The organism is Aporhodopirellula sallentina SM41, assembly GCF_000346505.1.
Classification (GTDB): Bacteria; Planctomycetota; Planctomycetia; order Pirellulales; family Pirellulaceae; genus Rhodopirellula; species Rhodopirellula sallentina.
Genome location: NZ_ANOH01000383.1, coordinates 1 through 15,080, shown reverse-complemented (window position 1 = coordinate 15,080; position 15,080 = coordinate 1). Strand labels below are relative to the sequence as shown.

The following is a 15,080-nucleotide window of genomic DNA, read 5'->3' as shown; positions in this document are numbered from 1 at the left end:
AGAAATCACGGGGGAGAAATCACATAAGAAATCACGAGGCGTCCACGTTTTGATACGTCGTGAAACCGCCGCTGAGGTTCTTCGCCCGGAATCCTTTCTGCATCAGCAAACGAGTCGCCATGTATCCGCGTTGGCCGACCTTGCAGTAGACCGCAACATCCCGATCACGCGGAACCTCCTCGAGACGCTCACGGAGCTGCTCGAGCGGCACGTTGACCGCTCCATCGACGTGCCCGGCGGAAAATTCCGAGGGTGTCCGAACGTCAAGCAGGAAGTACGGCCCGCTCGAATCGCCCATGGCCGACTCGTGAACCTCTTTGGCATGAACGACCGGTTGATCCCCCCGCAGCACCCCGGCGGCGACGAACCCCGCCATGTTGACCGGATCCTTCGCCGAGCCAAACTGAGGCGCATAACACAGCTCAACCTCCTCGAGATCGTAGACCGTCATGCCGGCCTGAATCGCCATCGCGATCACATCAATCCGTTTATCAACGCCGTTGATCCCAACCGCCTGCGCCCCCAACACCTTGCCGTCCTCGGGGGAGAAGAGCAGCTTTAAACTCATCGGCGTCGCACCGGGGTAGTACCCCGCGTGATCCGCCGGATGAACGTACACTTTTTCAAAAGGCAGCCCCGTTCGCTGCAGAACCTTTTCGCTCAGTCCCGTCATCGCCGCGGCTCTGCCGAAGACACCAACAATCGCCGTTCCCTGCGTTCCGCGATACTCCGAATCACGACCAAAGATATGATCCGCCGCGATGCGTCCCTGTCGGTTCGCCGGTCCCGCGAGCGGAATCTGAGTCGCCTCGCCCGTGACCGCACAACGCACCTCGGTCACGTCACCGACTGCGTAGATGTCTGGATCATTGGTTTGCATGTGCGGATTGGTGATCACGCCACCTCGATCCCCACACGCGATTCCCGCTTCCAACGCCAAGACGTTCTCTGGACGAACTCCGATACAGACGACCGCGAAGTCCGCATCCACCACCTCGCCAGACTTCAAGTGCACCGACAACCCGGATTCGCTCTCTTCGAATCGTTCGGCAGAGTCAGCTAAACGCAGCCGCACACCCTCGTCGCGGAGCAAGCCGTGAAGCGGTTCGATCATTTCTTGGTCCCATGGCGGTAGGACCTGATCGGAAAGTTCGACCAGCGTCGTTTCAACGCCGCGGCGAACCATGTTCTCAACGACTTCGATGCCGATGAACCCCGCCCCCACCACGACGACCCGCTGTGGTGTGTCCGGCGAACCTGCCGTCGACGGACCACCTTTGGATCGCACCAACGCGTGCAACCGGTCCGCATCGGGAAGGTCTCGCAGGCTCAACACACGTTCGCCGTCGATCCCGGGAATCGGCGGTTTAAAGGCCGACGCCCCGGTCGCATATATCAGTTTGTCATACGCCTCGTCGTAGGTATCGCCCGACTGCAAATCGCGAACCGTCACCGTTTTTTGCTGCCGGTTGATTTGTGTGACTTCCGTCAACGTGCGAACGTCGAGACGATATCGTTGTCGGAGGCGTTCCGTTGGAGCCACCAACAATTTGTCTCGCGACTCAATCTTTCCCCCGACATAGTAGGGCAACCCACAGTTGGCGAACGACGGCTCAGGACCGCGTTCGAACAATACAATCTCAGCGTCTTCGCTCAAACGACGTGCCCGTGCGGCAGCCGACGCGCCACCCGCAACAGCCCCAATGATGACGATCTTCATGACCCAATGTCCTAAACGAGTTCCAACCGAATCCTGACAACAACAAACCAATCCGCAGCGACCTCCGCGGGCAACCCACCGGAGATCGCAAATCATTGAATGCCTATCTCACCTGACACGCATGCGTTTGACAACGATTCCATGGCATCTTTGCGAGCATCATGCCCATCCCACAGGTGTCTGTCACTCCGGCGAAAACCAACCCCGCGCCAATGAACGCCGACAATCCCGCGAACATCGGGTCAACCAACATCGCCAAGATCGCTCCGACAAACACCAACGCCCCGGCAACAATGCGAACTTGGCGTTCGAGTGAAACCGCTTTCTTGCCACGAACGACTGGCAACCCCGCACGGTCCCACGCCTCCGTCCCTCCGTCGACACTGACCACGTTGTCATAGCCCGCCTCGTAAAACTGCTTGCATGCCATCGCGGATCGACCGCCGCTCTTGCAGATCACATACAAGGGACGGTTCTTCTGAGCGTATTTTTCGTACGCCGATTTGGGTTCGAGCGAATCGAGCGGAACGCTCTGGGCGTTCTCTGCATGGACCTCGCGATACTCCGTCGGCATGCGAACATCGATCAAACTCACCCCGTGCTCGGCGTCTACATTGGCCAACTCTTGCACTGATATAGTCTTCATCACCTGAACCTCATTTCGCAAGGTAGCGAAAATACGATATGTTAAAAAAGCGAAAATGAACGAACCTCAACCGCCGTCGGATTCACGGCGGCTGCAAGGCTCGAGTCTCTCTAAATATTGGAATTCATCGACCGTCGCTCCGCGTAAAGACTCCACAGCGAAAGACTCCACAGCGGCGGCACACTGAACGACTGGCCTCGAAAGCGACTACGACAGAAAACGACCTTCGATACACGCCATCAGTTTTGCCAAATGCGGTTCGGCGACCTGATAGAATACGCGACGCCCTTCCCGTTCACTCGTGAAGAAACCGCATCGCTGCAGTAACCTCAAATGCTCCGAGGCGACGTTGTCGGGGACCTCGCAGTCCGCCGCTAATTCGCCCACGGTGTAGCGACCATGCAACAGTAACTGCACCATTCGCAGTCGCACAGGATGGGCGAGCGTCTTGAGACATTCGGCCGCATCGCCGAGCTCCTGGACGCTGCCCTTTGGCTTGGAGGCAGCCTTGGCGGTGGCGGTCGTTTTGGAAGCACCTTTTTTCATGATCGAGTTATTCTTGACTGAACGTGCGTGATTTCGGGTCGAAACGGGTTTCCTACGAGTCGTCTCCTGTCCTGTCAATATATCGGAAGGTCACGATATGTCAATTCAGTTTTTTCTCGCGGTTTTCGGATGATTCCTCGACTCTCACTCCACGACATCCATAAAACGTTCGGCGCCACTCGCGCACTCGACGGTGTCGACCTGCACGTCCGCCCCGGAGAGGTCCACGCGATCATCGGTGAAAACGGGGCCGGCAAGAGCACCTTAATGCGGGTCCTCAGCGGCGCCCACCAACCCGACCGCGGCGAGATCCGAATCGACGGATCGCTCACCCGTTTCGCCGGCCCACGCGATTCCCAATCCGCCGGCATCGCGATGATCTATCAGGAACTCAACCTCGCCCCGGACCTGACCGTCTGCCAAAACATCATGCTCGGGCGAGAACCGGTCCGCGCCCGGTCCGCGTTCGGTCAACTCGCTCGCGGCATCGGATGGGTTGATCGCGACTCCGAACGTCGCCTGGCAACCGACGCACTCGCGAAACTGAACTGCTCTCATTTACCGCTCGATCGCCCCGCCAGCAAACTATCGCTCGCCGAACAACAAATGGTCGAGATCGCACGAGCAATTGTGACGTCGTCGGTTAGCTCGTCCGATGACATTTCCGACTCACTCAAACTGCTCATCCTGGATGAACCCACCAGCAGTTTGACTCAAGTGGACACCCAACGACTTTTCGATGTTATCAATCGGCTCAGCCAGTCCGGTGTCAGCGTTCTCTACATCAGTCACTTTCTCGAAGAGTGCGAACGCATCGCCGACCGCTTTACCGTGCTACGCGATGGACGAACCGTTGCCACAGGACGAATGCCAACGACAGACAGTTCCCCCGCCGATTCCGACTCACCCCACGAGCAGACCGAATCGAAAAACGAAAAGGACATCGACGAGAATCCGCCCGTTCCGATGGGAGACATCATCCGGTACATGGTCGGCCGCGAAATGTCGGACCTGTATCCGCATTTCACCCACACTCGTGGCGATGTCGCTCTCGAAGTAAACCAACTCCAATCGGCGGATGGACCGCAATCGGTCAGCTTCGAACTCCACTACGGCGAGATTCTGGGATTCGCCGGCTTGATCGGCGCGGGACGAACCGAAACCCTTCGAACGATCTTCGGTCTCGACACGTTAACGGGTGGCAGTGTCCGAATCGCGAGGCGAGACAACAACGACCGATCGACGGGACCACGTCGCCCGGATCTCAGTTGGTCGCATGACTCGATGGGGATTGTTTCAGAGGATCGAAAGAACGAAGGCCTTTTCCTGCAGCGAAGCCTTACCGACAACCTCACCGCCACTCGCTTGGACGCCTATCGGCGGACCGGACTGCTTTCCTCGTCCGCGATGTCTCGAGCGACCGAGCAGTGGATGAAGAACCTCGACGTCAAAGCCGCCTCGCCGAATCAACCAATCGGGGAGTTGTCCGGCGGCAACCAACAGAAGATCGCCTTGGCACGACTGCTACACCACAACTGCGATATTCTTCTGCTCGATGAACCAACACGAGGGATCGACATCGGCAGCAAAAGCGTCATCTACCGGCAAATCGGTGAACTCGCCGCGGCGGGAAAGGCGATTATCCTCGTCAGCAGCTACTTACCGGAATTGCTCGGCGTTTGTGACCGGATCGGCGTTTTCGCAACCGGCAGGCTCACTGAGATTCGCGAAACCGCCCAGTGGACCGAACATGATTTGCTCGCCGCGGCGATCAATGAGTCAGACGCTCTCGGAGGCTAATCGGTACAGACCGCATCAACGGAAAAACTTGAGGGTCACTGCGGTTTTTCGAACGGGCTTCCCGGGGAATAGTGGACAGGTATGCCCCCCAAACTAGCTTTCGTTACACCTTCTAGTTTGCTCGGACCGTCGGAAGACGTTCCGATTGTCTGTCCCTCAAAGGAAACCCCTGTGAAGAAACTGTCTTTGACCTTCGCAGTCGCTTTGACAGCCGTATCGTACGGTTCTGTCGCTCAAGCCGACTGCTGCGGATCGTCCGCACCTGCTCCCGCACCCGCATGTGGCGGATGCTCTGACACGCTCGCCGGCGAATCCGCTGGTCCCGCAATCGTCAGCGATGGCGGCTGCGGCCCTGTCATGACGACCCAAACCGTCATGGTTCCACAACAAATCACTGAAACACAAACAGTGACTGTTACGGAAATGAAACAAGAAACGCGTCAACGTACTTACAACGTTGTCAAATGTGTTCCACGCACCGAAACACGCACTCGCACGGTTGCCAAACAGGTGCCACGCGAAGTAACCAAGTCGGAAACGTACACCGTCATGGTGCCGACCGAGCAGACAGAGGACTACACCGTTCAAGTTCCTGTCACGACGCAAGTCGAAGAAACTTACACCGTCATGGTTCCAAAGACCGAAGTCGTCGAAGAAACCTACTCGGTTCAAGTTCCCGTCACGACCCAAGTCGAAGTCCCTTACACCGTGTGTGTTCCCTACACCGAAACGGCGACTCGCACTTACACCGTGAACGTTCCTTACACCGAAATGGTTGAGAAGAGCTACAACGTTTGCGTTCCTTACACCGAGAACGTTGAACAAACTTACTCGGTTCAGGTTCCTTACACCGAACAAGTCGCTCAGACGTACACCGTTCGTGTTCCTTACACCGAAACCAAAGAAGTCAGCTACACCGTTAGCGTTCCTTACACCGAAACCATGACCGGTACTCGTACCGTCTGCCAACGTGTTCCAGTGACCAAGTATCGCACTGTCAGCAAAGACATGGGCAGCTACCAATGTGTCACCGAAGAAGTTCCTGCAGCCGGCGGTTGCGGTTCGTCTTCGTGCGGCGGATGCGGTTCGTGCGGTTGCTGCAGCGACTCATGCGGATGTGGCAGCAGCTGTGGCGGCGGATGCACCACCACCGTTACTCGCAAGGTTTGGGTCCCCAACGTTGTTTGCGAACAAGTTCCTTACACGACCTACACGACTCAAAAGGTCGAGCAGCCTTACACGTACAACGTCACCAAGTGCCGTAGCGAAACTCGCACGCGTCCTGTGACGGTCACCAAGTACCGCTGCGAAACCCGCACCCGGATGGTCAACGTTCGCCGTTGCCGTACCGAAACTCGCACTCGTAGCGTGCCTGTCACCAAGACCCGTATGGAAACCCGCACGCGTCAAATTGCTGTGAAACGTTGCCGTCAAGAGCAACGCACTCAAGAGTACCAAGTCACTAAGACTCGGATGGAACAACGCACTCGCCTTGTCAACAAGACGAGCTGCCAAACCGAAACTCGCACTCGCAGCAAGAACGTCGCGACCATGGTTGCTGAAACACGCACCCGTATGGTTCCACAAACTTCGATGACGACCGAAACGCGTCAACGTACCGTTACCGTCATGGTGCCTCAAGAAAAGACTCGTGAATACACCGTCACCGAGTTCGACACCGTTACCGAAGAAGTTCCTTACGAAGTCACCGTGATGGAACAAGTCACCGAAGCCAAGACCGAAGACTACACCGTCTGCGTTCCGGTTCAGGTTGAAAAAGAAGTTCAAGTCACCAAGACCGTCATGGTCCCACAAACGGTTGAAGTTCCTGTCTCGGGCGGTTGCTCGGGCGGATCGGCTGCTGCCGGATCGGCTGGATGCGGATGCGGCTCGGCTGCCGTCGCAACTCCTGTTGCTGCTCCTGCCGCTGGATGCGGCTGCGGAAGCTAACCACTCCGCCGATGATTGACGGAATCTGATCCCAACGCGGGAAACGAATTCCGATCAATACAACGAATCTGAAACGCCGGTGTTCTCTCAGGAACACCGGCGTTTTTTTATGCAATCCACGCGGCGACATGCCCTCTCAGAGAAATCACCACTCAATCGGCAGTAGAACGATTGAAAGTGATGTAGCCGATATCGGTAGACTTCGGTGGCCTGACCACTATCGAATTCAGCTACAAGGATCGGACACGTCAAATCCCCAAACGCTCTAGCCGCGGCTGAAACGTGTGATTCGTGTCACAGGCCAACTGTGACCCGGGCTACCAAAGCCAACATCCGCCAGAAATTCAACTCACAAGGTTCTTGAATTGGCCCTCAACCTATCGTTGTACAGGTAGCCAACACCATCGCCTTATGTGATAACGTCTCCCCCTACCGAATCCCCACCACGCCTACCGTTTGGAGACAAACAGCAATGATGACACACGCAAAGTACATACACTTAGCTTTCCTTACTGTCTTTATCTCATGCCCGTTGATGCAAGTCTGTGCTGAAACGTCGCCGTGGACCTCAAACAATCGCATCGCCATCAGCGCGGACGGCAATCCTGATGCGGACGCGGACGATGTCGGCGCAACTCCAATGACTCTCGCCGTCCTTGCCAAAGCCGGCTTGCAAGAAAACCTGGTCCACTACGACTTCAACAACTTTCTCGAATACAAAAAGATCGATCCGGATCAGAACCGCATGTGGCAAAGCGCCATGGGAGGACAATCTCGATGGGGATTCGATCGAGATCGATTCTTTGACGCGTCAATCGATCCCGAAGGAGCCGTGTCGCACCTCGCGATGGAAATCAATCGATCAACCGCGGCCGATCCGCTGTATCTGATTGCCGGCGGGCCGATGGAATTGATCTACCGGGCGTTGGCCGCAGCCAACGCCGACGCGCGTCAACACGTAAAGATCGTCTCACACCACGACTACAACGAGTACTTCAAACCTCGATTATGGCATCGCAATTGGAATGATATTCAAACCCTCGTCCCCAACATCGGATACCTCCGAATCAAAGACCAAAATGGCAACAATGGCAGCGGCCTGAAAGGTTCGAGCATCGAAGACTTCGCCTGGCTCAAAGAACACGCCGACCGAAACCTGAACTGGGTCTACGAACGAATTGCCGCGGGCAAGCCTGACGTCTCCGACACAGGCATGCTCACATGGTTGCTCCAAATCAACGGCGATGACGAATCCGTAACGATCCCTGAGATGCAACAGTGGTTCGGACGTGATATTATTCCGAATCAAAACGGCACGTCCGATACTCCACCGGCGCCACAGGGTGTCACACCTAAAGTCACCCCACCCAAAACTCAAAAGACATTCGAGGAAGTCGACGGCAAACTCGTCATCGAAGCCGAAGACGTGCCACTGACGGACCAGTGGAAGGTGGAAAACAAAGAACCGGGTTTCAGTGGAACCGGCTACATCCGGTGGATGCCTTCGTGGATCAATAAGATCAGCCACCAACACCAAGGCGTCTTGGTTTACAAACTGCGAATCCACACGCCAGGCAAATACCGAATGGCGCTGCGTTCCTCACACCGCGGAGCTCCCGAGAGAGACAAATGGAATGATTGCTGGACGTTGATGGGCCTGAATCCAGTTCATCCCTACGGCATTACTCGCAAAACCTACCATTCCATCAACCAACAACAATTCGACGACGACGCCGGGTTCACGTGGCACACCACGCACGACAACTACGGCTCGGTGGCGAAGAACGAAGGGCATTTTTCTACGCCCGTTTACCAACTCGATGAAGGCGATCACTACTTCTGGATTTGCGGTCGATCGGGCGGTTTCCGAATCGATAAAATCCACTTCTTCAAAGAAGGCGTCTCAGGGTTCAAGAGCGATTCCGAACCGACAACCCCGGTTCTCTCAACCGAGCAATAGGAAATGCACGGCAACCGAAAATCCGTCAGTGGCAGTGACCCCACAAAACGGTTCAAACGTCATGGTGCATGGTCTTCGCAGAAGGATTACAAATCATGTGGGTCCGGTTCCCACCGAACGGACTCGGATCGGCCGCTAGAAACCGGCCCGACTTCCCACATCATTCTTCGACGATGCTCTCATTCATACATGCAAACACGATGACTCCGCCGACCAATGCCTTCCCTTCCTAAACCGGTCGATGCATTCCTTTGGACAACCTGCGCCATTCTCATTGGCGCAACAGTGGTCGCGGGCTTTGCGAGAACCCATTGGATCTGTGATACCGCTGCGAATCTGCGGGTCCAAGGGTGCCTTGCGATTCTCGGTCTGCTAATCATCGCGGCGGCGTTTCGTCGATGGAGGGTCGTGGGATCGGCCGGTTTTCTGCTGTTATGCAATTTGTGGTGCATGAATTTGGGCTCGTTTTCCGGCCAACAGCAGCCCGACACGATCAACGCCGTTCGCATCGCGTCGTCCAACGTACTCGCGGCAAACAACCGGCATGAATCCATCCTCGCCGATCTGCAAAATACCAACGCGGACGTCATCGCGGTAATCGAATTGACACCGGCACTGGCGACGCGATTGCAGGATGCTTTGAAAGAGTCGCATCCGCACCAAACGTTCCAGGCGCGTGCCGGTGATAACTTTGGTATCGGTATCCTATCCCGCTGGCCGATCCGATCCGTTCAAACGCTGCAGTGGTCAGGCACACCGGCAAGTTTGGAAGTCGAGTTTGATCATTTTCGGATGATCGCCACGCACCCAATCCCACCGATCGGTCAGGCAAACTTTCAAAACCGAAACCGACAACTTCAAAAATTGGCCGAGCATATTCGAGACAGCTTGCAGACTGATCGAGCGACCGTGCTCGTTGGCGATTTGAACCTGACACCTTGGAACGCCAACTTCACCGACCTTCTCGCGACGGCGGAATTGAAGCGCGCCGCGTCAGTGTGTGAGATCCTACCGACCTGGTACGCACGCCCGCTCTTTCCACTCGGACTGCTGATCGACCACGTGCTGATCAGCAAAGACCTAACCTATCACGACTACCAAATCGGTGAAGATTGCGGGTCGGACCACCGTAGCGTCGCCGTCACCATCTCTCCCGTTGACCAACCATCGATGGCACATTCTCCGAAAGAAGCGTCTATCCCGAAGGCTCAGTAGAGAGAACAACCTGCGGAGGACCAAAATTGGCTTGGTTATCGGGTAGGCGGTAGTGGATCCTGTGAAAGATCCTGCTGCATAAGGATCTTTCACAAGATCCACCACCCATAAAGAGAGTTGGGATGAGCTACGAGAGCGTTTTCAAAAAGGATGTCGCTAAACTTCGGTGGCCTGAATTTGGGCGAATTCAGCGACGGGGCATCGGACACGTCAGATTCCCAAATGCTCTCGACGAGACATTCAACGCGTCCTTAGCAGTCCCCGTCAAAGTGCGCCCGGGCGAGCGTTTTGATCGTTTCGAGCTCGAGCGGTTTGGAGTGGTAATCAATCACGTGAGGGAATTTCTTGGCGCGTTCGGCGTCTCCCGGACGACTCGATGTGGACAGCATCATGACCAATGTTTTTGCCCGCTGTGATTCAGGGAGTTTGTGATAGTTCTCGAGGAACTCGTACCCATCCATGCGAGGCATATTGATATCAAGGAAAATAACATCCACACCATGATCTTTGGTTTTGAGATGCTCGAGAGCTTCCTCGGCATACTCAAACGCAATGATTTCCTCGACCAACTCAGACTTCTTCAGAATGCGAGTGTGGATCATGTTGTCCAGGTTGCTATCGTCAACCAACATGACTAACTGAATCGGTTTCTTCATCGGGAGGTTCCAGGCGGGCGAGTCATTGAGGCAATCGCTTCAGCATCGTTTCATCGAGAATCAGAGACTTCGGAGTCTACATTAATTGGAATCGAAATGTGAAAAGCGGCACCACCGAGTTTGGAATCGTCGATCCAAATTCGTCCACCCAACCGGTCCACAATTCTCTTACAAATTGCCAAACCGATCCCATTGCCCTGATACTCCGATTCCGCGTGCAATCGTTTAAAGACACCAAACACCCGCCCACGGTGTTCGGGTGCGATTCCGATCCCATTGTCGGCAACGGTATATTCAATGCGATCGTCAAACGTCTCTCCTGAAACATGCACACGCGCCGGAGAATCACCACGATACTTCAGCGAGTTGCCGATCAGATTCTGAAAGAGTTGACTCAATTGCTGCGGGTCCGCCTCAACAGACGGCAATGCGTCGCACTTCACATCACCATCGCATTCGGCAATCACTTCAGACAATTGCTCAACCGCTGCGGTCACAATGGATTGCACATCGCATCGAACGAGCGGCCGTTTCTCCGACTCGATGTGCGAATAGCTCAACAGATCACGAATCAAATCACGCATGCTCACCGCGCTGGATTCGATTTGCCCCATGAACATCTTGGCGTCACCCGAGAGCGAATCACCGAGTTCTTCGCGCAACAAGTCTGACAAAGAAACGATCCTTCGCAGTGGTGCCTGCAGATCGTGAGATGCGACGTAGGCGAACTGCGCGAGTTCATCGTTGCTGCGTTTGAGGTCCACGTTTGCCCTCGCGATCTCGCGAAGGTGATGTCGACGTTCATCGACCATTTTCATCTGTTCGGTGAGGTCCGTGTTCGCACCGAGCATGCGAACAGCCTTACCGGACTCGTCGCGAAAGACGACCGCCTGACCGCCGAGATATCGGATCGAGCCGTCTGGGTGGATGACGCGAAACATGATGTCGAGGTTCGTATCTCCCAGCAGCGCTTTCTCGACGGCCGCGCTCGCTTGCTCGCGATCGTCTGGATGCACTCGTTCATTCCATGCATCGAACGCACCACTGAAATTCTCCCGTTGAGCCCCGTAGAGGTCGAACATCGCATCGTCCCACTGCAAGGATCCATCGACCGGGTTGTAATCCCAAATCCCGATCCGGTTCGCTTTGGTCGCCAACGAAACGCTCTGCAAACCTCGCGTCATCTCATCGGCCATCTTCAACGCCCGGCGGCTGGCCCGAGAGATTGACAGGAACATCCCGATCAACAACGAGTCGATCAACAACCCGGCCCAAAGGATTGTTTGCGGTTGCGACGATGTCGCGTTGCGACGAAAAGACAAGTCTGACCAAACATCAAACGTCCACAAACGCCCATAAACAGGAATGGTCACCTCCTTGGTGAGCATGGGGTCGGGATCAAACGCGGGCTCGGATTCATTGTGCTCGTCAAACAACACATCGCTGCCGTCCCGGATGCGAATCCCGAGCGAGCGTTTCTCCTTCTCCATGGTGCCACGCATCAGATTGCGAACCAGAAACGGTGCGTAAACCAAACCTTGAAAATGCTGCTGTCGCTCTTCGACGGAGCGCAGTTCGGCTTTGGAGTCAAAATCCAATTCGTAGAACGGAGTAAAGAACAGAAAGCCCGGCGTCCGTTGCTCGTCCTGCACCAAAATGATCGGCCCGGTCACCTGACTCAGTCCGGTGTCACGCGCCTTGGTCGCCGCTTCCCGACGATTGTCTTCATGAGCCATGTCCAACCCGATCGCCGCCGCGTTGGGTCCCTCGGGCACAATTTGTGTGATCGGCCACAACGTCGGTTGATCGTGTTCCGGGTAGATCCGAAATTCCGGATGCATTCGACGTTGCGTCTTCACGAACGAATCGTGTTGATCGCGAGGCACTGCCAGCACCACACCGAGTCCGTTGATCCCCGGGTAACGTTCCCCGATGTCAATTTGATCGACATAGTTTCGCCACCGGTCTTTCTCGATCTCTCGTTCATCGACTTCGAGAAATGCCGCCGCGGCCAAAAGTGCCTCTTCGTACTTTTGCATTCGCTCGATGACCAAACCCACAACCCGTTCGACCTCACGATCGAATTGGATTTGGATTTTGGACTGCAGTTGCTGACGCGAATAGTTCCACGCAAACAGCGTCAGCCCGATCGAAAGCACCACGACCAACGCATGAATCCACTGAAACGTGCCGCGGCGACGCAGTCGCTCTCGGACGTCGGTTCTTTTGGTGGAATGGATCATGGATGCGTTCCGCATCAAAGCGTTGCGTAAAGTTGACTTTTTGGGCCCCGACAAACACAGAATCGACCGAGACGAGCCAGCCAACCTGGATTTTCGTCTGGATCCTAACACGCAAACCTACGGTCGCAGAAGAACAGCCACAACCATACGTTTCCGCGATTGCCGGACTCGCCGCCGGTCGCGAGAGGAGCGGGCCGGCAAAGGCCCGCTGTCTTTTGGCGAAGCCGCCTATTGGGTGATGCCCCTACGGTGCCGTTCGGACGAGATCGAGCTGCAGCGTTTTTGACAAGCGAAGTGGGGCGATTGTTGGCTTTTGCTCACCCGCGGTGAGTTGACCAACAAAATCCCGCACAAAAGAGACCAGCTCGCTCAAACTCACCACCCCGTCTGCGTTCGAGTCCCCGGATCGATCTTCATCGCCCGAATTCGCCCCACCATGCGCTTCTTTGCCTTCAGTGGCGGCACCGGCCCCATCGGCATCCCCATCGAGGGCAGCCAAAACCGAATAAGTGAAACAACCATGCTCCAGAGGTGCCAGTTCCTTCGCCGATTCTCGACCGCTCGCCGCGGCGATCACCACACCACCGCTGCGCAGGGGATCACGGATACTGCTCTTGGCATCGACCGCCGATCCACTGTGACACGTATCGATCATGTAGATGACTTCCGTATCGGGCCCGCCGGCTCGGTCGAGTAACGACCAGGGCAGAGAACTGCGTCGCAACTCAGCCTCGTCCGCAGAACGACTCGTGGTCGTTACGTAGTGGTACTCTCCGTCAATCGTTGTTCCGTGCCCGGATAGGTACACGATCAAAATCTGCCGGATATTTTCGCCCCGCAGCTTTCCGTTGAGCTGATTGATTTCCGTGCCCACCGACGCCGGGGTGATCTCGTCATCTCTCAATTCACGGACGTGACCGAGTTGGTAGTGCCCTAAACCGGCGAACTGTTTTTCCCGCAACGATTTCACGACCGCATCAACGTCGTCGATCGGATATTCCAAACGGCCAAAGCCGTTACGTTGGTTCGCAATCGGTCCGCTGTAGTCTTCCGAGGCGAGTGACAACACGTGCAATTGATACGGTGATTTCGCATCCGTGTCGCCACGACGGTAGGCCACATCGGACGCGTAGTAGCTCACCAAGGCGCCGCCGCGTTCTTTGACGACTACCTCAATCTGATTCATTCGCCCTGACGCGGTCACCTCCCACGAGTAGCGATACTGGTTGCCCGCGAGAACCTCAACGTTCGGTTCCGAAAGCCGGGCGGCATCGAGACTCGCCCGCACGTCGTAGGCATCCGGATCGGCGTTGCCATAGTCCACCATCGCGGTAACGGTGCTCACATTATCGGCAGACAGCGAGCGACCAATCTCCGGCGTCAGGATGGTGACTTCGGGAACCGATTCGATCGCCGCGGCCAAATACCCGTCCGGCAAAAACGCGCCGGCGACGGCGTCAACAATGCTCACCCCAGACAACAGTTTGCGAATCGTCTCAGGTCGTTCAAACGTTTTCGATAAGAAACCAGCTTCGACCAATCTCGGCGGCCGGTCCGCACCGCGAAGGATCATCCACTCGAACAAACTGCCACCCTCGGCCGCGGACGCGTTGAAAAAACCGCTCGGATGCCAAATCGCCCACTCGCCGCTCTCATTGGCAAACGCGGTCAGGAAGGGTTCCCAGGAAGGACGAATGATGAATCTCTTCGTCTCGTCCTCTCCGTTAGGACCGGCCGACTGAGCGTGGATGAGGTTCTGCCGCAACACTGAAACGCGATTGAGCGTTGCCAGGATCTCGCCCGCCGCCTGCGTCCCCGCCTGAGCATCGAGGATCGCGTTGAGGTTTCTTTCATCGTACCCCTGGATCCGAATAATCCGGTCGCCGGCTCGCAGCGAACGGGCAAACGCGATTCCCTCCGGATCGATGTTGCGAACAATCACGTCACCGCCTTCGACGGCAAACTCACATCCCCAAAATGACGACTTCTCGAATTTACCACCAACTGCACCGGAGCGATCGTCATCAAACAGTCCTGACAACCGCCACAGTTTTATCGTGTCATCGGCCGCGCTGCTGAAGAGGGCGTCCCCGTCCTTGGACGGGATCAACGACGTGATCGTCCCGGTGTGATCGCGAAACCAACGCAGCATTGGCGGCGCGAAATCGCCGGAGTTCGCCAACGTGTTGCCGGTCAAGGCGTACACGAAAATGCTATTAACGTTTTCAGTCCCGATCGCGATTCCGACAGGAGTAAAGCCATCGGCAGCAAACAGAAAGCAATGGGTCGAATACGTTCCTTGAAACGATTGATTGAGCCGTATCAACCAGCTCTTGCCACGTGG

10 protein-coding genes are annotated in these 15,080 nt (G+C 55.9%); 4 read left to right on the top strand and 6 right to left on the bottom strand.

Translation table 11 applies throughout. From position 1 onward, the window contains the following. Window positions 1-31: 31 nt before the first annotated feature. The 3 genes from RSSM_RS24805 to RSSM_RS24795 all read right to left on the bottom strand — a co-directional run bounded on the left by RSSM_RS24805 (window position 32) and on the right by RSSM_RS24795 (window position 2,912). Entirely contained in the window at window positions 32-1,720 is a 1,689-nt protein-coding gene (locus RSSM_RS24805) for an FAD-dependent oxidoreductase (RefSeq protein ID WP_044303593.1), read from the bottom strand. Window positions 1,721-1,823: 103 nt separating this feature from the next. After that, on the bottom strand, window positions 1,824-2,366 hold the full coding sequence (locus RSSM_RS24800; protein ID WP_044303594.1) for a rhodanese-like domain-containing protein: 543 nt from the start codon (window positions 2,364-2,366) through the stop codon (window positions 1,824-1,826). Window positions 2,367-2,573: 207 nt separating this feature from the next. Beyond that, window positions 2,574-2,912 carry an ArsR/SmtB family transcription factor gene (locus RSSM_RS24795; protein ID WP_008686370.1) on the bottom strand — a complete coding sequence of 113 codons (339 nt, stop codon included), beginning with the start codon at window positions 2,910-2,912 and terminating at the stop codon, window positions 2,574-2,576. Window positions 2,913-3,041: 129 nt separating this feature from the next. Here RSSM_RS24795 and RSSM_RS24790 point away from each other — a divergent pair, with 129 nt between their 5' ends. The 4 genes from RSSM_RS24790 to RSSM_RS24775 all read left to right on the top strand — a co-directional run bounded on the left by RSSM_RS24790 (window position 3,042) and on the right by RSSM_RS24775 (window position 9,837). Then, entirely contained in the window at window positions 3,042-4,712 is a 1,671-nt protein-coding gene (locus tag RSSM_RS24790; protein ID WP_008686369.1) for a sugar ABC transporter ATP-binding protein, read from the top strand. A gap of 171 nt (window positions 4,713-4,883) precedes the next feature. Further along, window positions 4,884-6,662, top strand: a complete 1,779-nt coding sequence (locus RSSM_RS24785; RefSeq protein WP_008686368.1) for a hypothetical protein — start codon at window positions 4,884-4,886, stop codon at window positions 6,660-6,662. A gap of 472 nt (window positions 6,663-7,134) precedes the next feature. Continuing rightward, the gene (locus RSSM_RS24780; protein ID WP_236621362.1) at window positions 7,135-8,622 is read left to right on the top strand and encodes a hypothetical protein; all 1,488 of its coding nucleotides are present in this window, start codon (window positions 7,135-7,137) and stop codon (window positions 8,620-8,622) included. 450 nt (window positions 8,623-9,072) lie between these two features. Beyond that, complete coding sequence (locus tag RSSM_RS24775) at window positions 9,073-9,837, top strand: endonuclease/exonuclease/phosphatase family protein (protein ID WP_236621361.1); 765 nt, start codon at window positions 9,073-9,075, stop codon at window positions 9,835-9,837. Between the two features lie 251 nt (window positions 9,838-10,088). Here RSSM_RS24775 and RSSM_RS24770 read toward each other — a convergent pair whose 3' ends face one another. The 3 genes from RSSM_RS24770 to RSSM_RS33945 form a co-directional block, all read right to left on the bottom strand. Further along, window positions 10,089-10,493, bottom strand: a complete 405-nt coding sequence (locus RSSM_RS24770; RefSeq protein WP_008686365.1) for a response regulator — start codon at window positions 10,491-10,493, stop codon at window positions 10,089-10,091. 50 nt (window positions 10,494-10,543) lie between these two features. Beyond that, window positions 10,544-12,736, bottom strand: a complete 2,193-nt coding sequence (locus RSSM_RS24765) for a CHASE domain-containing protein (protein ID WP_008686364.1) — start codon at window positions 12,734-12,736, stop codon at window positions 10,544-10,546. Between the two features lie 244 nt (window positions 12,737-12,980). Continuing rightward, window positions 12,981-15,080, bottom strand: a 2,100-nt coding sequence (locus RSSM_RS33945) for a caspase family protein (RefSeq protein ID WP_044303591.1), incomplete at its 5' end; no start/stop codon positions are given.